General features: G+C 34.4%; 24 protein-coding genes. 16 read left to right on the top strand and 8 right to left on the bottom strand.

What is annotated here, in order from left to right:
* Positions 1–86 precede the first annotated feature (86 nt).
* The 6 genes from hemH to FQU23_RS04315 all read left to right on the top strand — a co-directional run bounded on the left by hemH (position 87) and on the right by FQU23_RS04315 (position 5,950).
* A complete protein-coding gene (gene hemH / locus FQU23_RS04340) occupies positions 87–1,118 on the top strand; it encodes a ferrochelatase (RefSeq protein ID WP_147672738.1) in 1,032 nt (343 codons plus the stop codon).
* Positions 1,119–2,474 (top strand): MATE family efflux transporter, encoded by a 1,356-nt coding sequence (locus FQU23_RS04335; RefSeq protein ID WP_147672737.1) that lies wholly within the window; start codon positions 1,119–1,121, stop codon positions 2,472–2,474.
* Entirely contained in the window at positions 2,461–3,018 is a 558-nt protein-coding gene (locus tag FQU23_RS04330; RefSeq protein ID WP_147672736.1) for a CopD family protein, read from the top strand. The genes FQU23_RS04335 and FQU23_RS04330 overlap by 14 nt, the downstream gene beginning before the upstream one ends.
* Before the next feature lie 125 nt (positions 3,019–3,143).
* A complete protein-coding gene (locus FQU23_RS04325) occupies positions 3,144–4,559 on the top strand; it encodes a sensor histidine kinase (RefSeq protein ID WP_147672938.1) in 1,416 nt (471 codons plus the stop codon).
* Between the two features lie 9 nt (positions 4,560–4,568).
* Positions 4,569–5,351 carry an enoyl-CoA hydratase/isomerase family protein gene (locus FQU23_RS04320; RefSeq protein WP_147672735.1) on the top strand — a complete coding sequence of 261 codons (783 nt, stop codon included), beginning with the start codon at positions 4,569–4,571 and terminating at the stop codon, positions 5,349–5,351.
* A 194-nt stretch (positions 5,352–5,545) separates the two neighbouring features.
* A complete protein-coding gene (locus FQU23_RS04315) occupies positions 5,546–5,950 on the top strand; it encodes a hypothetical protein (protein WP_147672734.1) in 405 nt (134 codons plus the stop codon).
* 92 nt (positions 5,951–6,042) lie between these two features.
* Here the strand turns inward: FQU23_RS04315 and FQU23_RS04310 are convergent, their stop codons facing one another.
* The 3 genes from FQU23_RS04310 to FQU23_RS04300 form a co-directional block, all read right to left on the bottom strand.
* Positions 6,043–6,696, bottom strand: coding sequence for an HD domain-containing protein (locus tag FQU23_RS04310; protein ID WP_147672733.1), 654 nt, complete (start codon positions 6,694–6,696; stop codon positions 6,043–6,045).
* Positions 6,697–6,816: 120 nt separating this feature from the next.
* Positions 6,817–7,803: an acyl-ACP desaturase gene (locus tag FQU23_RS04305; RefSeq protein WP_132109732.1), complete on the bottom strand. Its 987-nt coding sequence runs from the start codon at positions 7,801–7,803 to the stop codon at positions 6,817–6,819.
* 10 nt (positions 7,804–7,813) lie between these two features.
* On the bottom strand, positions 7,814–8,548 hold the full coding sequence (locus tag FQU23_RS04300) for a lysophospholipid acyltransferase family protein (protein WP_147672732.1): 735 nt from the start codon (positions 8,546–8,548) through the stop codon (positions 7,814–7,816).
* Positions 8,549–8,791: 243 nt separating this feature from the next.
* On the opposite strand from FQU23_RS04300, the gene FQU23_RS04295 reads away from it, so the two are divergent.
* Both FQU23_RS04295 and FQU23_RS04290 read left to right on the top strand, forming a co-directional pair.
* On the top strand, positions 8,792–9,205 hold the full coding sequence (locus FQU23_RS04295; RefSeq protein ID WP_147672731.1) for a ribonuclease P protein component: 414 nt from the start codon (positions 8,792–8,794) through the stop codon (positions 9,203–9,205).
* Positions 9,206–9,302: 97 nt separating this feature from the next.
* Positions 9,303–10,940 carry a S41 family peptidase gene (locus tag FQU23_RS04290; protein ID WP_147672730.1) on the top strand — a complete coding sequence of 546 codons (1,638 nt, stop codon included), beginning with the start codon at positions 9,303–9,305 and terminating at the stop codon, positions 10,938–10,940.
* 189 nt (positions 10,941–11,129) lie between these two features.
* Here FQU23_RS04290 and FQU23_RS04285 read toward each other — a convergent pair whose 3' ends face one another.
* The 4 genes from FQU23_RS04285 to FQU23_RS04270 all read right to left on the bottom strand — a co-directional run bounded on the left by FQU23_RS04285 (position 11,130) and on the right by FQU23_RS04270 (position 15,935).
* Positions 11,130–11,576 carry a GNAT family N-acetyltransferase gene (locus FQU23_RS04285; protein ID WP_147672729.1) on the bottom strand — a complete coding sequence of 149 codons (447 nt, stop codon included), beginning with the start codon at positions 11,574–11,576 and terminating at the stop codon, positions 11,130–11,132.
* 39 nt (positions 11,577–11,615) lie between these two features.
* Positions 11,616–12,599, bottom strand: a complete 984-nt coding sequence (locus FQU23_RS04280; protein ID WP_147672728.1) for a DUF4837 family protein — start codon at positions 12,597–12,599, stop codon at positions 11,616–11,618.
* Between the two features lie 48 nt (positions 12,600–12,647).
* A complete protein-coding gene (locus FQU23_RS04275) occupies positions 12,648–14,639 on the bottom strand; it encodes a LysM peptidoglycan-binding domain-containing protein (RefSeq protein WP_147672727.1) in 1,992 nt (663 codons plus the stop codon).
* A 108-nt stretch (positions 14,640–14,747) separates the two neighbouring features.
* Positions 14,748–15,935: a phosphoglycerate kinase gene (locus FQU23_RS04270; RefSeq protein WP_132109725.1), complete on the bottom strand. Its 1,188-nt coding sequence runs from the start codon at positions 15,933–15,935 to the stop codon at positions 14,748–14,750.
* 284 nt (positions 15,936–16,219) lie between these two features.
* Between FQU23_RS04270 and FQU23_RS04265 the strand changes: the two genes are divergently transcribed.
* The 8 genes from FQU23_RS04265 to FQU23_RS04230 all read left to right on the top strand — a co-directional run bounded on the left by FQU23_RS04265 (position 16,220) and on the right by FQU23_RS04230 (position 22,694).
* Positions 16,220–17,368, top strand: coding sequence for an ATP-binding protein (locus tag FQU23_RS04265; protein WP_147672726.1), 1,149 nt, complete (start codon positions 16,220–16,222; stop codon positions 17,366–17,368).
* A gap of 4 nt (positions 17,369–17,372) precedes the next feature.
* Positions 17,373–17,756 carry a DoxX family membrane protein gene (locus FQU23_RS04260; protein ID WP_147672725.1) on the top strand — a complete coding sequence of 128 codons (384 nt, stop codon included), beginning with the start codon at positions 17,373–17,375 and terminating at the stop codon, positions 17,754–17,756.
* Positions 17,757–17,796: 40 nt separating this feature from the next.
* Positions 17,797–18,306, top strand: a complete 510-nt coding sequence (locus tag FQU23_RS04255; RefSeq protein ID WP_132109722.1) for an acyl-CoA thioesterase — start codon at positions 17,797–17,799, stop codon at positions 18,304–18,306.
* A gap of 223 nt (positions 18,307–18,529) precedes the next feature.
* Positions 18,530–19,537 carry a recombinase RecA gene (recA, locus tag FQU23_RS04250; RefSeq protein ID WP_132109983.1) on the top strand — a complete coding sequence of 336 codons (1,008 nt, stop codon included), beginning with the start codon at positions 18,530–18,532 and terminating at the stop codon, positions 19,535–19,537.
* A gap of 156 nt (positions 19,538–19,693) precedes the next feature.
* Positions 19,694–20,104 (top strand): hypothetical protein, encoded by a 411-nt coding sequence (locus tag FQU23_RS04245; RefSeq protein WP_147672724.1) that lies wholly within the window; start codon positions 19,694–19,696, stop codon positions 20,102–20,104.
* Between the two features lie 221 nt (positions 20,105–20,325).
* Entirely contained in the window at positions 20,326–20,739 is a 414-nt protein-coding gene (locus FQU23_RS04240) for a hypothetical protein (RefSeq protein ID WP_147672723.1), read from the top strand.
* Positions 20,740–20,754: 15 nt separating this feature from the next.
* The gene (locus tag FQU23_RS04235; protein WP_132109719.1) at positions 20,755–21,297 is read left to right on the top strand and encodes an RNA polymerase sigma factor; all 543 of its coding nucleotides are present in this window, start codon (positions 20,755–20,757) and stop codon (positions 21,295–21,297) included.
* Complete coding sequence (locus tag FQU23_RS04230; RefSeq protein WP_147672722.1) at positions 21,294–22,694, top strand: outer membrane protein; 1,401 nt, start codon at positions 21,294–21,296, stop codon at positions 22,692–22,694. The genes FQU23_RS04235 and FQU23_RS04230 overlap by 4 nt, the downstream gene beginning before the upstream one ends.
* Here FQU23_RS04230 and FQU23_RS04225 read toward each other — a convergent pair.
* Positions 22,665–23,438 carry a lysophospholipid acyltransferase family protein gene (locus FQU23_RS04225; RefSeq protein WP_147672721.1) on the bottom strand — a complete coding sequence of 258 codons (774 nt, stop codon included), beginning with the start codon at positions 23,436–23,438 and terminating at the stop codon, positions 22,665–22,667. The two genes, FQU23_RS04230 and FQU23_RS04225, sit on opposite strands and share 30 nt — an antisense overlap.
* Positions 23,439–23,595 lie beyond the last annotated feature (157 nt).

Below are 23,595 nucleotides of genomic sequence, written 5' to 3'. Positions count from 1 at the left end.
TATATTAAACAATAAATAAAAAATAGTTAATCACAAATTATAAAAAAGTAAGTTTAATTACTTTTGAACCCACTAAAAAAAATAAAATGAAAGGTGTATTATTAGTCAATTTAGGTTCGCCGGAAAGTCCAACTCCCAAAGATGTAAAACCGTATTTAGATGAGTTTTTAATGGACAAATACGTTATTGACGTTCCGTTTTTGTTAAGAGCATTATTAGTTCGCGGTATCATTTTACAAACAAGACCTAAAAAGTCAGCTGCTGCTTACGCAAAAATTTGGTGGGACGAAGGTTCGCCACTTGTAGTTATTTCTAAAAGAATGCACGAGAAAGTAAAGCAATTAGTAGACGTTCCAGTTTCATTGGCTATGCGTTATGGAAATCCATCTATTTTATCTGGTTTACAAGAATTGCACGATAAAGGTGTGACCGAAGTGATGCTTTTTCCATTATACCCGCAACATGCGATGGCTTCTACAACTACCATTTTAGAACTAGCCGAAGATTTACGTAAAAAGCACTTTCCAGAAATGAAATTTACCATCGTTCCTGCTTTTTATAACAAACCAGACTACATAAAAAACCTTGCTGATTCTATAAAAAATAGCGTAGAAAATTTTGATTACGATCATTTATTATTTTCATACCACGGAATTCCCGAGCGTCACATTCGCAAGACGGATATTACTAAATCACATTGTAAGATTGACGGTTCTTGTTGCAACACGCCTTCACCGGCACATGAATTTTGCTACCGTCACCAATGTTATGAAACCACAAAACAAGTCGTTAAATTATTGGGAATACCCGAAGGAAAATACAGCCAGACTTTTCAATCGCGATTAGCGGGCGACAAATGGCTAACACCTTACACAGATGTCGAAGTAAATAAAATGCCTGAAAAAGGAATCAAAAAATTAGCGGTAGTAACTCCAGCTTTTGTGTCTGATTGTTTAGAAACATTAGAAGAAATTGCGATGGAAGCCAACCACGAATTCAAAGAACATGGAGGCGAGGAATTCTTAGCTATTCCTTGTTTGAATGATAGTGATGACTGGTGTAATACCGTAGGAAATTGGATTAGCGAATGGGTAGCTGTCGAAAAAACGCTTGCATAAATGGCAATTTCAGCCGAGGAATTAGGAACTCAGGACATTAAAAAACTCTTGATAAAGCAGGCTGTGCCAGCCTCTATTGGGATTTTATTTATGTCCGTCAATATTCTTATTGACACTATATTTGTAGGACAATGGATCGGTTCGCTTGCAATTGCGGCCGTTACCGTAGTCTTACCAATAACGTTCTTGATTTCATCCTTAGGAATGGCTATTGGCGTGGGTGGTGGTTCTGTTTTATCGCGGGCTTTAGGTTCGAAAGACACTGAAAAAGCAAAAATTACTTTTGCTAATCAGATCATGATGACCTTTATTCTTGCATCGGTTTTTGTGCTTTTCGGTCTCTTTTTCAGTACTGAAATGCTATTGCTTTTTGGTGCAAAAGGAGCTATAATGACTCCAGCGGTAGAGTTCTTCGAACCTATTATCATTGCAGTTCCTTTTCTGGCGCTTTGCATGATGGGAAATAATATTATTAGGGCAGAGGGCAAAGCCTCCTTTGCAATGATTGCGATGATTATTCCCGCTTTTGTCAATATAATATTAGATATTGTTTTTATAAAAGTGATGGGACTAGGAATGTTTGGAGCGGCATTAGCGACATCCATTTCTTATTTTATATGCTTCTTGTTTGTCCTTTGGTTTTTTGCCTATAAAAGCGAATTAAAACTAAAACCGAGGCATTTCAAACTCCATATTCCAATTTTAAAAGAAATTACCGGGCTAAGCTTTGTTACTTTTTCAAGACAAGGAGTAATAGCTGTTTTGGCAATTATTCTCAATCATACTCTGTACTCCTACGGTGGCGAACATTCAATTGCCGTTTACGGGATAATCAGCAGAATGTTAATGTTTGCCCTATTCCCTATTCTTGGTATCACCCAAGGTTTCATCCCAATTGCTGGTTATAATTATGGAGCCCAAAATTATGAAAGAGTAAAAGAAAGTGTCCAAATATCCATTAAATATGCGGCACTACTAGCGTCCTTAATTTTTGTTGTCATTCTCTATTATGCCACACCAATAGTAGCGATTTTTACTACTGATGCTAAGGTTATTGCCGAAACACCTAATGCACTGCGCTGGGTATTTGCCGCTTCTCCTATTATTGCCATTCAATTAATTGGAGCAGCATATTTTCAAGCAGCAGGAAAAGCTAAAAAAGCATTATTACTAACGCTCAGTAAACAAGGATTTTTCTTAATTCCATTAGTGCTACTACTACCAAATTTTTTCGGTATTTTTGGAGTCTGGGTTGCCTTCCCTATTGCTGATGTTTTGTCAACATTACTAACGGCCTATTTTCTAAAAAAAGAAATGAATACAAAATTGATTAAAACCACTGATGGAATATTATAACTACCTTAAATCCCTACACCTCATCTTTGTCATCACCTGGTTTGCAGGTTTGTTTTACATTGTGCGATTGTTTGTGTACCAAATTGAAGCTGCTGACAAACCATCTCCAGAGAAAGAAATTTTACAAAAACAATACAAAATAATGACCTATCGCTTGTGGTATATTATCACTTGGCCTTCGGCAGTTTTAGCAAGTATTTTCGCATTTTGGATGCTGTTTTTTACTGATTTAGGAAAGTCTTGGTTGCAAATGCCATGGATGCATGTAAAACTTGGCTTTGTATTTGTGTTGTATTTATATCATGGTAAATGCCAGCAAATATTCAAGCAATTGCAAAACGACCAAGTGAAATACACAACTAATTTTATGCGTTTATGGAATGAAGGAGCTACCATCATTCTTTTTGCAGTAGTTTTTTTGGTGGTACTAAAAAATGCAGTCAACTGGATTTATGGCGTTCTCGGAATATTTTTATTTTCGATAACTATCATGTTAGGTTTTAAATTTTACAAAAGAATACGAGAGAAAAATAGTAATCAATAATAAGTTTGTAGAGTTCAGTTTTCCTGATCGCTGAAAATTAAAAGTCAGAATACCAAAACCAGAACAATATGCTAAAAAGTTTCAGAATGTCTATGTTGTCACTACGAATTCGGATTTTTCTTTCGATGATCGTACTGATAATTGTAGCCTCTGTTTTGCTAGCTTCAATCTCGATTATCCAATTTAAAAACGAAGCCAAAGAATACCATCAAGAACGACTAGAAAGGAAAGAAAACGCGGTGCGCGAACATATAAATTACGTTCTTTCGACAACGACTTACCCGCTAACCACTGAAAATCTAGACTTAATTTTCAAGGATAAAATCCATGAACTGGCGCACATTCACAATATTGAAATAAATATTTATTGCTTAGAAGGAAAACTATTAAAATCCTCCAAAGAATCCTTTTCTGTTGATAAGGTTTCACTTCCTATTCCAAAATACATATTAAAACTAGTTCGTTCTTCAATCGAAAAAAGATACGTGGACATAAAAACCATAAATGGAGTTAAAAACCGCTCTTCTTTTACCCAAATAAAGGATGATAAATTCAAACCATTAGGTGTTTTAAACTTGCCTTACCTAGAGGATGACGGCTTTTATGAAAAGGAACTGAACAGCTTTTTAATCCGTTTAGGACAAGTTTATTCCTTTATGTTGATTGTGGCATTTGCACTGGCTTACTTTCTATCTTCTTACATTACAAAATCATTAAAGACTATTTCTGACCGTTTAAACGAGACTAGTTTGAGTCAAAAAAATAAGAAAATAGTATTAGAAGCAAGCAGCAAAGAAATCAACTTACTAATTACAGCTTATAATCGAATGGTAGAAGAGCTCGAGATAAGCGCCGTGAAATTAGCACAGAGTGAAAGAGAAGAAGCTTGGCGCGAAATGGCAAAACAAGTGGCTCACGAGATTAAAAATCCGTTGACGCCCATGCGTTTGACTGTACAAAGTTTCGAAAGAAAATTCAATCCTGAAGATCCAGACATCATACAGAAAATGAAAGATTACTCGGAAACATTGATTCAGCAAATTGACACTATGAATGCGGTTGCCTCTGCATTTTCTAATTTTGCTTCGATGCCTGCACAACAAAATGAAACGCTAAACGTCGTGGAAGTGGTCGAACTAGCATTAGATATATTCAATGAGGAGCATATTATTTTTGAAAGTGATTCTCCTGAAATAATTTCTAAGATGGATCGAACACAACTTATCCGAATTATCACTAATTTAGTTAAAAATGCAATTCAGTCGATCCCGGAGCAACAGGAAAATAAAACCGTTTTTGTAGCCGTAAAAAAAGACTTGAACAATGTCTTGATTATCGTTGGTGACAATGGAATCGGGATTAAGGAGGAAGACATTAGTCGCATATTCGAACCAAAATTTACCACTAAAAATAGCGGTATGGGATTAGGTTTGGGTATTATTAAAAACATAATTGAAAATTATAAAGGAACAATTACCTTTGATACAGAATATGGAAAAGGAACCCGATTTACGGTTTCACTTCCTATTATTAACTCTTAAATTACCAAAATGAGCTACAAAAACATTCTAGTTGCAATAGAAAATAGTATTGCAACCATCACTATAAATCGCCCTACAAAACTAAATGCCCTAAACAAAGCCACTATTCAAGAACTGCATCAGGCATTTGAAGAGTTGGAAAAAAATTATGAAGCCCGAGTAGTTCTTTTAACCGGAAGCGGTGAAAAAGCTTTCGTGGCCGGAGCTGACATTGCGGAATTTGCAGATTTTTCTGTAGAAGAAGGTGTGCAATTAGCAGCGCGAGGACAAGATATTTTATTCAATTTTGTCGAAAATCTAAAAATCCCCGTTATTGCTGCCGTTAACGGATTTGCTCTTGGAGGAGGATTAGAATTAGCTATGGCTTGTCACTTTAGAGTTGCTTCAGATAATGCTAAAATGGGATTGCCAGAAGTGTCTTTAGGAGTAATTCCAGGCTACGGTGGAACCCAACGTTTGCCGCAATTAATTGGAAAAGGTCGCGCCATGGAAATGATACTTACTGCAGGAATGGTGACGGCTGACGAAGCCTACAGAACTGGTTTAGTAAACCATGTAGTGCCGCAGGCAGAACTTTTGGAATTCTGTAATGCAATGGCTCAAAAAATCATGAAAAACTCTCCATTAGCGATTAGCAAAGCCATAAAAGCGATTAACGCTAATTACAAAGACGGAGAAAATGGTTTTGAAACCGAAATAAAATCGTTCGGAAAATGCTTTGGCACCGAAGATTTTAAAGAAGGAACTACCGCTTTTTTAGAAAAAAGAAAAGCTGTTTTTACAGGAGAATAATTTACTATTCTGATAAATATAAATAACTTTTAACCGCAGACTCATAGATCATAAGATTCGTGAATCTGTGGTTTTCTTTATAGAATATGAATTTTTTAAATATTATCCCGTTATTTAGCCGCACAAAACTTAATTTTGCAATTTCAATCTGAGAATCAATAAACCCCGAGGCTTCGGGCCTAAAAAATAATTTTATGTCATTTCAACCAGTATTCGTTCAATTTTGGGAAAAAGTTAAAGAAAGTATCCAAAACGGTACCTACGCCAAATTAACTTTGGCGAAGACCATAGGTGATACGGAACTGAAAAATATCTATGTGCGACCTGTATTACTGGAAAATGATGCTTTTAGTCTTTCCCTTAGCGCAAAGTACAAAACCGAGGAAATAGAAAGTTTTCATACCCTTGACGAAGCTTTTATAGTATTAGCACCGTATATGAATAATCCGTTTTTGACGGCGCTATTATTCACTACAGAAAATGACATCACCTTCAAACTCAACAAAAAAAGAGTGGGGAGTATTATTGAACAGCCGCCTACGTTTAAAAACGCTTCGGATGTGATTATAGAAATGAAGGAAAAAGGAATTTCAATTTAAGATTTTTGATTAACGATTGCTGATTTTTGATTTAAAAATTAGCAATCCAAAGGAATCTGAAATCTAAAATCGTTAATCCGCAATCAAAAATCTTATTTCTCCCCGTCCCATTCTGCATAAAACTGCGCCATAAATGTTTCCATGTAACGGTGTCTTTCTAATGCAATTTGTTTTCCAGTTGCTGTATTCATTTTATCCTTCAACAACAATAGCTTTTCATAAAAATGATTAAATGTTGGAGCAGTACTATTTTTATATTCCTCTCTTGTCATTTTTAAATTGGGCGCGATTTTAGGGTCGTACATCGCTCTATTTTTAAAACCTCCATAATTGAACGCTCTAGCTATTCCTATGGCTCCAATGGCGTCTAAACGGTCTGCATCTTGCACTATATCTAATTCGATAGAAGAGAAATCCTTTTTGACATTACCGCCTTTATAAGAGATGTTCTCGATGATTTTAATCACACGATTTATAATTTCTTCTTCAACACCTTCTGACTCTAGAAATACTCTTGCAGTCTTTGGTCCTACAACTTCGTCGCCATCATTAAATTTACTGTCTGCAATATCATGAAGCAAAGCTCCTAGCTTAACAACAGTTTCATCACAAACCTCATCACTTGCAATCAACAAGGCATTTTTATAGACTCTTTCGATATGAAACCAGTCGTGACCACCTTCGGCATTTTTCAATTTTTCTTTAACAAAAGTTATTGTTTTGCTAATGATATCTGCGTTGTTCATTTTTTATAATTTTATAAAAAAATGCTGGTTTCTAAAGTAGTTACACTTTAAAAACCAACATCTGTATTTTAATTTAATGGTGATTCCATTACCCGCATTCGAGACTTGTATTTCAAAAAATTAAAGTCTTGCAGGCTCTACCCATTTGAAAATATGAGATTCTTGTGGAATAACTATTCTTTCAGAAATTCTAGCCATTCTAGCTGGTAATTTCATTAGATAATCACGTGCTTTTTCGGCCTCATCTGTTAAACCGGTAATTTTATCTATTTCCCACTTTTCAATCAATTTTTGCATAATATCGACATAATCATTGGCAGTATAAACCCCAATTCTTTGTGCCGAGTCTGAAAAATGCTCGAAAGCAGAACTTATCTTTTGTCCAGATTCTCTTAAGAAATGCGCTGGCATAACGATTTTAGCTTTCATCATGTATTGAAAAGCAAGCATCATTTCGCTAGGATCTACCTTGAAAATCTGATTTACAAATTCGCTATAGGCATGATGATGACGCATTTCGTCACCAGCAATCATTTTGCACATTTTAGCTAGTTTTTTATCTCCGTAGCTTTTAGCCAATTGTGAAACTCTATTGTGCGATACATAAGTTGCTAATTCCTGGAAACTAGTATAAACAAAGTTCTTGTAAGGGTCTCTTCCGGTACCTATGTCAAATCCATCATTGATAAGGTGCTGAGTTGTAATTTCGACCTCGCGCATGTTTACACGACCTGATAAATACAAGTACTTATTCAACAAATCACCATGGCGGTTTTCTTCACCTGTCCATTGACGAACCCAAGTTGACCAACCATTTCGTTCTAAATTGTCTACTCCTTCTACCTCCATCAACCAGTTTTCATAGGTTGGCAAAGCTTCTTCTGTAATAGTATCTCCTACCATTGCTACCCAAAAATCATAAGGTAAGTCCTTAGATATTTCACGTAGTTCTCTTACTTCTTCTAAGAAATTATCGCTTTCAGAATTAGGCAAAAAATCAGATGGCTGCCAAATTTCTTCAACTGGTATCAAATATTGATCCACATAGCTAGTCACGTTTTTTTCTAAAAACTGCATTACTTCTAATCGAATGTTTTTTATTGACATTTTATATAAATTAAAATTTTATTCCTTTCACTACTGCACTTTCCGTCTTTTCCATTAATTCAGCAAAGTCATATTCACTCACCGCTAATGGCTTATGTAATACAAAGGTAAGGCGATTTCCTAAACCTAAAGGGAAAAATCCAAACTTTACCACTTTCCAAGAGTTGTTGATACTGATCGGAACAACATAAGCCGTTGGAGTGTTCTTACATAATATTTTCAAACCAGTTTGTGCAAACTCTTTTGGTTTCCCTGTTTTACTGCGGGTTCCTTCGGGGAAAATTACTGCTGAACGGCAGTATTTTTCGATATAATTAGCCAAACCTTTAATTGCAGGAATTGCTTGTTTTGGGTCTTTTCTATCAATTAAAACAGAACCTCCGTGACGCAAATTAAAGGAAACACTTGGAATTCCTTTCCCTAATTCTTTCTTACTTACAAATTTACAATGAAATCTACGTAAATACCAAATCATGGCAATGATATCGTACATACTTTGATGATTGGAGACAAATATGATGGGTACATTTTTTGGAACTGCTTCTATATTTTCAAAATGGAAAGTCGTTCCTAGAAGATTAGTACATTTCAACAAAATGAAATTCATGTAATCCACACTCTTTTTATGAGCTTGGTATCCAAAAACGTTCAAACAAACCCATTGAATAGGGTGAAAAATGACCAACGTAAGACCAAATAATAAATAATAAATTACAGATATCGGATACGATATTATCTTTTCCATGCTTAAAAAATTAGCGACAAAAGTAGGAAATTATATTTTTACCGCTATTTATTTTCGAAACAATAATAGGTTTGGTGTTTATACCGACTATGTATTCAATGATAGTCCAATAATCCCGACAGCTATCGGGAGGACTATTTTCATACTATATCGGCATCATACTCTACATTTTTCAACTAATAAATAACTATAATTAGTATTAATCGTACCTTTGTCTGCTTTAATCCCTGTCTTTTAATACAAATGAATTTCACTTATCCAAAGAAAGAAAAACTAAAAAGTAAGATCACAATTGGCCTATTGTTTTCTGAAGGGAAATCAGTTTCAAAATATCCTTTGCGACTCGTTTACCATTGTGGACCGATAAGTGATGGATCGAAAATTAAAATGGGAGTTTCTGTTTCTAAAAGGAACTTTAAAAAAGCGGTAGACAGGAATTATTTTAAACGTCTCCTTCGCGAGACCTATCGTCTAAACAAACATATCCTTATTGACAACCTAGACCAACCCTGTTCTTTCATGTTTTTTTACCAGACGAAAGACCGCTTGTCTTATGCAGAAATCAACACCAAGACCATCCAATTATTTGAAAAATTTATAGCGCAAAACGCTAAAAAAGAAGCCGTCGAAGTAAAAAACGATTCTGAAAAGGAATAATTCTTCCTTATTTTAAACCAATGAAAATGAGAATACTCGTCTTCGCTCTTAATAATTCATGATTTATTGCTATTTTAGTACTCCTTAAATTAAGATCATGATTTCGATACTGAAAAAAAAATATATCCTTCCTGTTGTTGCCTCGGGCTTATTGTTTCTAGGTGCCAGTTTTAAAGACGACTTTTTCGAAATTGCAAAGCAAATCGAAATATTCACAACGCTCTTCAAGGAATTGAACACTAATTATGTGGACGAAGCAAATCCTGGCGAATTAATGGATAGTGCCATCAAAGGCATGTTAGCGAGTCTAGATCCTTACACGGTCTACTTCAACGAGCAGGATGTGGTAAAGTTTAAAATTAACAATACTGGAGAATATACCGGAATTGGTGCTCTAATTACTAGAAAAGACGATAAAATAATTATTCGCGAGATTTACAAAGATTTCCCTGCCGATAAAGCTGGTTTGAAGCCCGGAGATGAAATCATTCAAATTGGCGATGTCCTTTTATCTGATTTTAAAGATGATGCATCTCAACTGATGAAAGGCGCTAAAAACACTAAAATCGACGTGAAATTTATCCGTCAGGGAAAAACAAATACCGCACAAATTGTTCTTGATGAAGTCGAAATAAAATCGGTAGTGTTTTTTTCGAAAATAGATGCGAAAACAGGCTACATCGTTTTGGCACATTTTAATAACAAAGCCTCCTTTGAAACCAAAAAAGCATTAGAAGAACTAAAAAAACAGGGCGCTGATCGAATTATTTTAGACCTAAGAGGAAATCCTGGCGGACTGTTACATGAAGCTGTAAATATTTGCAATCTATTTGTACCAAAAAACGAAGTTATTGTAACCACAAAATCGAAAAACGAAAAGCATAATAACACCTATAAAACAATGATGGAACCAGTAGATACTGAAATCCCATTAGTGATTCTTATCAATGAACGAAGTGCTTCGGCATCAGAGATTGTTTCTGGTGCCTTACAAGATTTGGATCGCGCCGTGGTGGTGGGAAGCCGTAGTTTTGGAAAAGGACTGGTTCAAAAACCAATTGATTTAACATACAACACCCAACTAAAAGTAACGATTTCAAGATATTACACGCCTTCCGGCAGATGCATTCAGGCTTTAGACTATGCTCATAAAGACAAAGATGGCGTAGCGACTAGAACCGATAAAAAAAATTACAACAGTTTTAAAACCCGAAAAGGAAGAACCGTTTATGACGGTGGCGGAGTTTTGCCAGATATACAACTGGAAGAAACCAAAACCAGCACCATTGCCAAAGCATTGCTGAACAACGACGGGATTTTTAATTACGCTACCGATTATTATTATAAAAATCCGAATTTGGGTTCACAGATACCTACATTTTCAAATTCGGACTTTGCAAACTTCAAACAGTTTTTAAAAACCCAAAAAATCTCTTTCGATACAGAAACAGAAAAGGCATTAAAAAATACTTTGGCTGTAGCCAAAAAAGAAAATATTGACGCTACAATTAACACCGAATACGAACAACTTCTTTCTGCTCTTCAAAAAAGCGAAGAGACTTTATTAGATAAAAACCAGGAAGAAATTAAAGGATTGATTGTTGACGAAATCATTAAACGATACCAATATCAAGAAGGACTTTATCAATATTATGTCAAAACAAATTCTGAAATTAAAAAATCAGTTAGCATTTTAAACAATAGCGCAGAGTACAACAGCATCTTGAAAAAATAGTCCTTTACGAGAAGCTTATTATTTATTGAATTAAAAACAATACTATTTGACTTTTGAAAATGCTACTATAAATCATAACCACAAAATTGTCATTCCGTCTCGTTTTTTGCAACGAGACGGAATGACAAAATAAATATTTAATTTTGGGTAGGAAAATTTTACCGTAATTTCTATACTAAGATGGTATAATTAATTTCTTTTCATTTCAATGTGTGGAATATCGTCTTCCAGATACATTTCGCTGCTTTGCACAAAGCCGTGGCTTTCATAGAATTTCTTCAAATACAACTGCGCACCAATGGTTATTTTAACCTCATCGTAATTCTTAGCAATTCCGGCGATTGCTTCGCGCATTAAATCATGTCCCCATTTCCTGTCACGGTAATTAACATCTACCACAACTCTACCAATTGAAGCGTTGTCAAAACTAATTCCAGCCTTAAAAAGGCGTGCATGAGCCACAATTTTCCCTTCAAATTCACCAAAAAGATGCAAGGCAAACTTATCTTTGCCATCAAGATCAAGATAGACGCAGTTTTGCTCTACTACAAAGATCTCACTTCTTAATTTAAGCAAATCGTATAACTCATTAACCGAAAGTGCCTCAAAAGGCTTTATTTTCCATTGTATTGCCATTGATAGTTTTTATATTTAAATTTTAGTGATTTTTATAACTTACAGCTCCTTCTTAAATACTGTAACTGATTTAATGATGGATTCTAATTCCTGCATTAAATCTCTTTTTTCTTTGGATGGAGAATAACAAAACCCCTCTAGAAACAGCACTCTATTACTTTCTTCATCAAAAATAGCATAATTAATAAAAGGCCCAGACATGAAATCATTCCTTAATTCCCAATTTCCCTTGGTTTCATAGGTAAGTTTTCCGTCGAGTTTGATCTTAAAAAAGTAGGGGGAGTAGGCTTCTTCGGTAATCATATCAGTATCAGGTTCTTTACCGTGAATGTATAAAGCGCCAATCGAATCTCTGGTTTTAATGATATTCGAAACCAAATTAGCTTTGTTTTTTATAGCAGAAAATGGAACTTGGTAAATTAATAAACTGGTGTTCCCACTTATTAACTCTTTCTTCAGCCAAACAAAATTAGAATCCTGAATCATGTATTCATAATCCGATGGGATATCTAAGGCAATATTGAACTTTTTACTAATAATCTTAGGATCAAGGAGCGACTTTTTATAAAGTCTTTGGCATTCCTCAATTTCAGTCTGTCTGATAATTTGAATAATTTGAAAGGTGTTTTTTTCAATAATTTTTAAAATATCAGCAGCTGTTTTCCCCGAAATATGGAAAACATTTTGGGGAGTAGCATATTGATCTTTATTTATTTCAAATTGATTCTTGTCTTCTTTTTTTACGATAATGATGTTGCGACTGTCCGTCATAAACCCTTCCATAAGTTTGGCGGGATATTGATTTATAGTAAACAGAGGCTCTTCTTGAGGCAACCCAATTACTGGAGCAGCAAACTTATTTCGTATGCTGTCCCCTACCTCGCCATTCCACAACTGATCATCAATAATTACAGAGATATTATTGATTTTTCCAGTTGCTTTTTGAATAATATCAGTATTTTCCTTTTTACAGGAAAAAAACAGAAGAGAAATAAGTAGAAATAAAAAATGGGCTTTATTCATTTTAAAATATTTATGAAATAAAACCCAAATTTATAGAAGTTAAACTTATTATCCGCTAATTTTTAATTTCATTCCAGGTTTAATATTTTCATCGCGAATATCGTTCCACTTTTTAATATCGGATATTGTTACCCCAGGATATTTTTTGGCAATGCTATACAAAGAATCACCTTTTTGAACATAATAATTACTTGCTGTTTTTTTATTTGCATTGTCTTTTTTCTTGAATGAATCTACCGAAGCTTGAGCCGTATTGATCACGATTTCATCTTTGGCAACAATCAAAACTTTGCCTAAAACGACATTGTTATCTGATAACTGATTCCACTCTTTTAAATCAGTTACAGAAGCACCGAATTTCTTGGCGATATTTCCCAGATTGTCTCCCTTTTTGACTGTATACTCAATATCTTTACGTTCAAGTTCTGCAACAGCTTCCGTTTTTTTGTCGGTGATTACTTCGGCAACCGTCAAAGAAGCGCCTAATTGAACTGTTGTACTCGAGAGATTATTCCACTCTTTAATTTCAGCTACTGTAACATTGTTTTTTTGCGCAATACTATTTAGATTATCCCCCTTTTGAACAACGTATACCATCGCGGTTTTCGTCGATAAAGTATCAGCCTTAGCTGCTTTTATGTCAACAGCAGCAATTTCCACTTTAGGTTCTTTCTTAATAGCCTGAACAACACTTTCTGTAGAAATGATTTTTAGCGTTTTTCCGTAGGCGATGGTATTGCTTCGTAGTCCGTTCCATTTTTTAATTGCGGCAACATCAACATCATATTTGTTAGCGATTGAACCCAGATTATCTCCACGTCTTACTTTGTAATATTTTGTTTTTGATCGAGAAATCGTTTTGGTTACGTAATTACTTTCATCATTTTTTGCAATTGCGCTTGAATGTTGGAAAGGTTTTTCCTTGCGATCGATTTCGTGTTGAACATAAGCATACATTTTATCTTCATTAGAAACAAAAGTCGCAATTTTTTCTCGCGGCAATCTTATATAATGATTCTCATCATGATAAAAAGGAACCACATTTAGTTTGTATGATGGATTTAATAATTGCAATTGCGAAACCGGAACATCTAATAAATCAGCAATTTGCTTGAATGACATTTGCTTTTTGATCATTATAGTATCTGTGGCAAAGTGCTGCACCACTGCTTTATCTGCTTTTATTCCATGTTCTTTATGGTATTCGTATAAATACATGGTTGCTAAAAAAGCAGGAACATACCCTTGCGTTTCTTTTGGTAGGTATTTTCTAATGTCCCAATAACTTTGTTTTCCTCCTGATCGTCTGATTGCTTTCGACACATTCCCTGGTCCTGAGTTGTAAGATGCTAATACCAATTCCCAGTCTCCAAAAACAGCATACATATTAGACATATATTTTGCCGCTGCGGCTGTCGATTTCAATGGATCGCTGCGTTCATCTACATAAGAATCAATCTTTAAATTGTATTGTTTTCCGGTGTGATACATAAATTGCCAAAGTCCAGTAGCACCCATTCTGGAAACTGCTTTTGGGTTTAATGCTGATTCGACAATGGACAAATATTTTATTTCTAAAGGCACGTTTCCTTTGGCGAAAGCCTCTTCAAACATGGGGAAATAATATTCAGACATTGCCATTAATCGCCCAAATGATTGTTTACGGTACTTTAAAAACGATTTAATTACGTTTTCTAGACTCTCATTGTAAACAATCTTGAAAGGCGATTTGGCATTCATGGCCTCTAACCTTGATTTCAACAATTCTGTCGACAATTCATAATCTACCTTCGTGTCTAAATTGATGTTTTCAATATCAGACGTGATGTCGTTGTAGAGCTCTAGATTTGTCAATTCCTTCATCCATAAACTGTCTATTTGAGCAGCCATTTCATTTTTAACGAAGGTCTTTTTGATAGAATCTAAATAAGATAGATTTGTCTCTATACTAACAATTCCTTCACTTTCTACAACTTGTTGCGAAAACGAAGGAATTGATGTTAAAAAAATGAAGGATAGTGCGATATTTTTTATAGTCATATTATTGTTGTCAACATCCTTAATTCTAAACGATTAAGGACTGATTATTTTACAAACTTAATATGTTATAACTAATATAATCACTAAAAATTGTTAAAAATGAAATCTTTAGTCCAAAATGGCCGCTATTCCTGGCAATACTTTACCCTCAAGCATTTCTAGCATTGCGCCTCCACCTGTAGAAACGTAGCTCATTTTGTCCTCAAGTCCAAATTGTTTTACTGCTGCTACTGAGTCACCACCACCTACTAGTGAGAAAGCACCTTTTGCAGTAGAAGCTGCGATAAAATTACCTAATTCGATAGTTCCATTTGCAAAACTTTCCATTTCGAAAACTCCTAATGGTCCGTTCCAAAGAATCGTTTTAGATTCCATAATTACTTTTTCAAAATTGGCTAATGATTTTGGACCTGCGTCCAAACCTTGCCATCCATCAGGAATTTCTTTTACATCAACAATTTTTGTGTTTGCTGTGTTTGAGAAATCATCTGCTGCAACTACGTCTACTGGAATGTGAATTTGAACTCCTTTTTCTTTTGCCAATCTTAAAATTTCTAGTGCTAATTCTTGTTTGTCATCTTCACAAATAGAATCACCAATTTTTCCTCCTAATGCTTTTACAAACGTAAATGTCATACCGCCACCAATGATCATGTGGTCCACTTTGTCTAAGATATTTTCAATAACGGTGATTTTAGAAGACACTTTCGATCCACCAAGAACAGCTGTTACTGGTTTTTCACTATTTTTTAATACCTTATTTAAACTCTCTATTTCTTTTGCTAATAGCAATCCGAAACATTTCTTGTTTTCGAAAAATTGAGCAATGATAGTCGTTGAAGCATGTGCTCTGTGCGCCGTTCCAAAAGCATCATTTACATAAATATCTCCCAGAGCAGCTAATTGTTTTGCAAAAGCAACATCTCCGGCTTCTTCTTCAGCATGGAAACGCAAGTTTTCCAATAATAAAACCTGACCTGGCTGTAATTCAGCAGCTGCATTTTCAGCTTCAGTACCAATACAGTTTGAAACAAAATTAACCGGTACTCCAAGAACTTCTGAAGTTGTATTTAAAATATGTTTTAACGAGTATTTTTCTTCAGCTCCATTTGGTCTACCAAGGTGAGACATCAAAATCACACTTCCACCTTGCGCTAAAATTGCATCTATTGTAGGTTTTGCCGCTTCAATACGAGTAGCGTCAGTAACATTGAAATTTTCGTCCAAAGGCACATTAAAATCAACACGTATTATTGCTTTTTTATTTTTGAAATCGAAATCATTTAAAGTCTTCATCAGGTATATTTTTAATTTATTGTTTTTTGAAAGTGTAACAAATATAGAACTTTTAGGGTATTACTATATTCGAAAAAGTCAAAAACTAGTGATTATTCGTAACGAAAACGATGTAAATCAACAACTACTTTATTCTTTTAATCATGAATATGATTTTTATTTAAAAAACGCATGATTTCAGCTAATCCAAATAACAAGAATGTACCGTCTTTTCCAATCCGTATATTAAATAAACTTTGCCAACTAAAATTTTAGACTAACCCAATTTCTTCTATCTTTGCTTTATGCAATTTTCAGAAATATTAGGGCAAGAACACATTAAAAATCATCTGACACGCAGTGCCGATTTGGGTAGAATCCCGCACGCACAATTGTTTGTTGGCCCAGAAGGTTCGGGAACTTTGCCTATGGCGATTGCCTATGCCCAATATATTTTATGTAGCAATCAAAACGGAGAAAATTCAGGTAGTAACCAAGCCTGCAATCTAAAGTTCGAAAAAATATCACATCCTGATTTACACTTTGCCTACCCTACTGTAACGACTGAAGAAGTGAAGAAAAACCCAAAAAGTATTGATTTTATTACTGATTGGAGGCAATTCATAACTCAAACTCCTTATGGTGGTTTATTTGATTGGTACGCCATATTAGGCGTTCAAAACAAGCAGGGCGAAATAAGAGTGGATGATGCTCAGGAAATTCTAAAATCACTATCTTTAAAATCATACGAAGGCGGTTATAAAATTATGATTATTTGGATGGCCGATAAACTAAATATTTCTGCTTCCAATAAATTATTAAAACTGCTGGAAGAACCACCAGAAAAGACGGTTTTTATTTTGATTACTGAAAATGAAGAGGATTTAATTCAAACGATTCGTTCCCGTTGCCAGATTTTACATTTTAATGGTTTGAGTGAACCAATTATCGCAGGAGCCCTGGTGGCTCGAGAACAAGTTGATCCAAATATAGCGGCAAAAATCGCACATCAGGCACAAGGGAATTATAACATTGCCTTACATTTACTTCGTTCTGATGACGAGGAACATCCATTTGAACAATGGTTTGTTACCTGGGTTCGAGCGGCATTTAAAGCAAAAGGAAACGCTGCTGCGATTCAAGATTTGATTCTTTGGAGTGAAAAAATTGCTGCATTGGGAAGAGAAACACAAAAGAAATTTCTTCAGTTTTGTATCGAAATGTTCCGTCAGGCTTTAATGATGAATTATGAGACTAAAGGTTTAGTTTATTTTGAACCAAAAGTCGAAAAATTTAAACTAGAAAATTTTGCTCCTTTTGTAAATGGGAATAACATTCACGATATTTTTAAAGAACTCTCCGATGCCATGTATCACATTGAACGCAACGGAAGTGCAAAAATTATTTTAACAGATTTATCAATCAAACTCACACGTCTAATCCATAAAAAATAATTATATGAACAACGTTGCCTCCATTTTAATATTAATTTTTTTAGCAATCTCTTTTCTACAATCTGGTTATGACAAACTGTTTTATTGGAAAGATAATATCGATTGGTTAAAAGGTCATTTTGCGAAAACTCCATTAAGAAACAAAGTGCCTTTGGCATTAGCAAATATCTTAGTTCTAGAATTGATATCTGGAATTTTGTGTATTGTAGGTTGCATTGAATTATTAATTAATAACGGTAGGCTATTTGGATTTTACGGAGCAATTTTTTCTTGTATCACTCTAATAATGTTACTATTCGGACAACGATTAGCAAAAGATTATGACGGAGCAAGAACCATAGTAATCTATTTTATACCTGCAGTAATGGCCGTGTATTGGTTAAATTAGAAATAAAAAATTAAGAAAAGTAATTACATTGACATATAAAATGAGACCAAAACATCCTTCAGAATCATTGACTATACTAACTGATTTAGTGTTGCCAAGTGAAACAAATCCATTGAATAATCTTTTTGGTGGTGAATTACTAGCACGTATGGATCGTGCTGCAAGTATTGCCGCAAGAAGACATTCGAGAAGAATAGTGGTTACAGCATCAGTAAATCACGTGGCTTTTAATAGAGCTATTCCGCTAGGAAGTGTAGTTACTGTTGAGGCCAAAGTTACAAGAGCTTTCAAGAGTTCAATGGAAATTTTTATCGACATTTGGGTAGAAGACAGAGAATCTGGAAATAAAACCAAGGCTAACGAAGCTATATATACTTTTGTTGCCGTCGATGACACGGGAAGACCAGTAGAAGTACCCCAAATAATCCCAGAAACAGAATTAGAGCAACAGCGTTTTGATGCTGCGCTAAGACGCAAGCAATTGAGTTTACTATTGGCAGGAAAAATCAAACCCGCAGACGCTACAGAATTGAAAGCATTGTTTATGTAAGAATTGAGAATTTAGCACTGTCTTTTTAGAAGAAATCCAAGGATTTAAAAATAATCTTGAAAGGGAATTTTCACATCGTAAAAAGAAGTATTTTTACGATAAGGTACAATTGATTTTAAATAAAACTAACTGCGTAAAAATACACGCTGTTAGTTTGTTAAAGATAGAAAAATAATACATATAGATGAAAGAAAAAGTAGAAAAAGTAAAAGAGAAAGAGAAGATGAGTACAGAAAAAGAAGCAAAATTAAAAGCGCTACAACTTACCCTTGACAAACTAGATAAAACCTACGGAAAAGGAACGGTAATGAAAATGGGCGACAAAGCCATTGTTGAAGTAGAAACTATTTCTTCAGGGTCTTTAGGAATAGATTTAGCATTAGGTGTTAATGGTTATCCAAGAGGTCGAATAATCGAAATATACGGTCCAGAATCATCTGGAAAGACTACATTAACTCTGCACGCTATTGCAGAAGCTCAAAAAGCAGGTGGAATCGCCGCTTTTATTGATGCCGAACATGCTTTCGATAGAAATTATGCTGAAAAACTAGGCGTAGATATCGAAAACCTAATTATTTCTCAACCTGATAATGGAGAGCAAGCATTAGAAATTGCTGAAAACTTGATCCGTTCAGGTGCAATTGATATTGTGGTTATTGACTCCGTTGCTGCTTTGACTCCAAAAAGTGAGATTGAAGGTGAAATGGGAGATTCTAAAATGGGTCTTCATGCGCGTTTAATGTCTCAAGCGTTAAGAAAATTAACAGGAACAATCAGTAAAACAAATTGTACCGTTTTCTTTATCAATCAATTGAGAGAGAAAATTGGTGTAATGTTTGGAAATCCAGAAACGACTACCGGTGGAAATGCATTGAAGTTTTATGCTTCGGTACGTTTAGACATTCGTCGTTCTACACAAATTAAAGATGGTGATAACGTTCTTGGTAATAGAACAAAGGTGAAAATTGTTAAAAACAAGGTAGCTCCACCTTTTAAAATCGCTGAATTTGATATCATGTACGGTGAAGGAATCTCAAAAACAGGAGAGATTTTAGATCTTGCTGTAGAGTTTGAAATCATTAAAAAAGCAGGTTCATGGTTTAGTTACGGTGAAACTAAATTAGGACAAGGACGTGATGCTGTAAAATCTTTAATAAAAGACAACCCAGAATTAGCGGATGAACTTGAACTAAAAATTAAAGCTAGAATAAAAGAATTAGCTGACGCTTAATAGTTCTTTATGGCAAATAATAAGAGATGCTCGGATACTATTCGAGCATCTTTTTTTTAGCTATTTATCACTTTTTCGAAAGAAAAAATACTTTTGAAGCAACCTTTTCATTTTGTAATCATCTTGTATATGATTATTAACTTATAAATGAAAAAAATGAAAAATTTAAGATTAAAAGCAGCGGCGTTAGTATTATTTGTAACAGCTGGATTAGCTTCTTGTAGTAATGACGATGATGCGCCAACAATTGTAACTAAAAAGACATTTGTAACGGAGGTAACTGGACCTACAACCGCAAAATTAAATGAAGAAATTGCTCTTGAAGTAACGTATGCAGTAGAAAACAATTGTGGAGTATTTAATAAATTTATTGAAACTTCTGCCGAAAAAACAAAGACTATTGAAGTTGAAACAAAACAAGAAGGAACTACTTGTGACACCACTCCAGCTACTAAAAAAACAACTTACAAATTTAAAGCTGCAACTGAAGGAACTTACATTCTAAACTTTAAAAAATCAGAAACAGAGTTTGTAACGCAAACCATAACTGTAAGCGCTGCTTCATAATTCTTTAAAAGAGGTTGTTATTCACTTAACAACCTCTTTTTTTATAACCTTTGTATAAATTTTAAAGGAATAATTTTCTCAATTGAATATAAAATTAGACCAATTAAAAAAAAAGCGCTTTTCTAACGCAACCTTTTATAAAAACTAGCATCTATGAAAAAGTGGGCGGATTATTTTCTAATAAAACTCCCTTATTTATAATAAATTAAATTATTGAAAAGATGAAAAGAATTATTTTACTATTAGTAACAGTTACAACTTTTTTAAGTTGCAGTATCAATGATGATTACCAAGATAATTATCAATATGAAGTTCTAGCTATTGAGAGCTATACACTTCCTGAAAGCTTCCAATTAGGAAAAACCTATGAAATTAAATTGAAGTATCAAAAACCTACAGCATGCCATTTATATCAAGGAATCTATTATGCTAAAGATTTAAATACTAGGACTATTGCAATACAAGCTGCAGTAAAAACCAATGAAACATGTACTACCGAACTTCCTGCTGAGTCAGAAGTTTCTTTTAATTTTAGTGTAACAAATACAGGAACTTATATTTTTAAGTTTTATAAAGGAAAAGATATTGACGGAAAAGATCTATTTGAAGAAGTAGAAATTCAGGTTGTCGACTAAATATAGTGTAATTCTGTGGTGTTAGAACAAATAATTAGTGAATGTAAAAAAAAATGCCCCAAGGCTCAAGAGCAACTATATCTATTGTTTGCGAAGAAGTTCTTTGGGGTATGTTTAAAATATTCAGCCAGCTATGCAGATGCGCAAGACAATCTACAGGATGGTGTTCTAATTATTTTTCGAAAAATAGAACAGTACAGTGGCAAAGGTTCTTTTGAAGGCTGGGCCAAAAGAATACTTATAAATAATGCACTCCAAAAATACAAAGGAGTTCGGTTTATGGAGGTTGTAGACGATACAATTGAAGATGTACAAGCGGAAGTTGACGACGAAAACATCTCTCTCGAATACCTAATGCAAATCATTCATGAATTACCAGATCAATATCGAATTGTTTTTAGTTTGTATGTACTCGATGGCTATTCGCATAAAGAAATAAGTGAAATGTTAAACATTTCGACAGGAACAACAAAATCAAATCTTTTTAGAGCACGAATGATTTTGAAAGAAAAAATAGAAATTATTACTGAAAATAAATACGAATCATCGGCAAAATGAAAAATAAAAAAAACATAGACCGATTGTTTCAAGAAAAATTCAAAGATTTTGAAACAGAACCTAATGAGCAAGCTTGGTTAAACATTAAAGCTGCTTTGCAGGAAGAGAATAAGGAACGAAAGCTACTACCAATATGGTTTAAATATACTGGTATGGTTGCTGCTTTATTTTTTTGTTTCTTCGCTTTGAATACTATTTTCAAAACGAGTAACGAACCTAAAAGTCCTATCATTTTAGATCCTGAAATTGTCATAACTCCCCCATTACGTACTGATTCCATTGCTACTAAATCAACAAACGATGCCAAAGAATCACAGCCACAAAAAGCAGCCCAAATAGCATTGTCTAATGATGAGCAAATAAAAGGAAAAAAGCTACCTCCGGCTTCTACAAAGAGGAAACAAAAAAGCAAGGCTAATGCAACTGTACATAAAAATAAGGCTACCGCTTTTCAAATAGAACCTACATTTATAAACGGAACAACTACTGCAGATCAAGCTATTACTGAAGAAAGCAATCCAAGGAATGCTTCGTCAACAGCATCTCTTTCGAAAAAAGATAATAACGAGATCATTTTAGAAGATAAAAAAGATTCTAAAATTACTCAAACTAACATTGAAGTAAAACAATCTGGTCCTAATGAGCTTGAGGAACTTCTTAAGGCAAAAGAACAAGTTGTTCTTAAAGAGGCAAAAAATAAATGGGAAATAGTGCCAAATATAGCCGCAATGTATATTAATACAAAGGCTAGCGGCTCAGCAATCGACCCACAATTATCTACCAACAATAAAACCGCCGATAATGGCTTTAGTGTGGGAATTGGGGTTAACTATGCTTTGAGTAATAAACTTGCCTTACGTTCAGGAATTAATGCGTTTTCAGTGGGATATAACACTAATGACGTCGCTTATGCAGCTGGATTAAATACACACAGCTTAGCCAACGTTAATTATACCTCAAATGAATCCATAGAAATCCTAAATCAAGCAAGTTTTAACGGACTAACTTTATTGGAAAAAGATTTACAAAAAACTAGTACAGGTTCAATCAATCAAAAAATGGGGTACTATGAAATTCCAGTTGAGCTTTCCTACGCAATTTTGGACAAAAAATTTGCTATCAATATCATTGGTGGTGTTAGTACTTTGTTTTTGAATCAAAACGAAATTTCATTAGTTGCTCCCCAGGCAAATGTGAAATTAGGAGAGGCAAGCAATTTGAATCCAATACATTTCAGCACTAATTTTGGACTTGGATTCGAATATGAATTTGTGAAATCATTCCAAATTAATTTTGAACCGATGATCAAATACCAACTGAATAGTTATTCTAATGATTCGAGTAATTTCAACCCCATTTACATTGGATTATATTCCGGTATCAGTTACCGTTTTTAAATTACTGCTTTCAAATTCTACTAACTGATTGTAGATAACATCCCGAACTTCCTCTCTGATCTGTCTTCTGTCAGCTCCAGTTTTTCCAAGGGTTTGAATTTGGGGATGAATTTTTACGCGCATTAATCCGGGACCACCACTGAAAAAAGTATAAGAAAGTCTCTTTTTATTGTCAGCGAAAGTGATAGGGACTATCGGAATTTGGTGTTCAATCGCGAGGCGAAAAGCCCCGTCTTTAAAAGTATCCAAAAGTAGGGACTCATCATCTGGAACACCACCTTCGGGAAAAATGCAAACACTCAAGCCGCGATCTAATCTTTTTTGTGCCTCATTAAAAACTTCCAAACGGCTTTTAGAACAACCTCTGTCTACTAAAATACAAGTTCGCTTGTAGAAAAAACCAAATAACGGAATCTTACCCAGCTCCGACTTTCCGACAAAAACAAAAGGATTTTTTACCGTAGCAAGCATGAGCATAATATCAGCCATCGAAGTATGATTGGCCACAATCATGTAGCTTTCATTGGGTTCAAAAGTTTGATTTTTTTCGATTTTATAATAAAACCCCATTCCGAAGAGAATGAATTTGGCCCAAATTCGCGACATTTTAAAATAATAAGGATAGCCTTTTTCAGAAATAATGGACAACACTAAAAATGGCAACATAACCACTATGGGAATAGTAAATAATACATAAAACCACATCCGCCATAAAGTCCAAAAAATTATTTTTATTCCTTTCATAAGCCCAAAAGTAAGGAATGCAATGTTATCTTCATTATAAAATTTCGAATTATAGAATAAGTATATTGACTGATATTACGCAGAGATGCGCAAAGAAAGACTCAAAGATGCACAAAATCTATGGTTTTATCAGTCTTGGCCTGTATCCAATATACTT

This window comes from Flavobacterium sp. XN-5 (assembly GCF_008033395.2).
GTDB lineage: Bacteria > Bacteroidota > Bacteroidia > Flavobacteriales > Flavobacteriaceae > Flavobacterium > Flavobacterium hiemivividum.
This window is presented reverse-complemented; position numbering and strand designations above follow the sequence as displayed.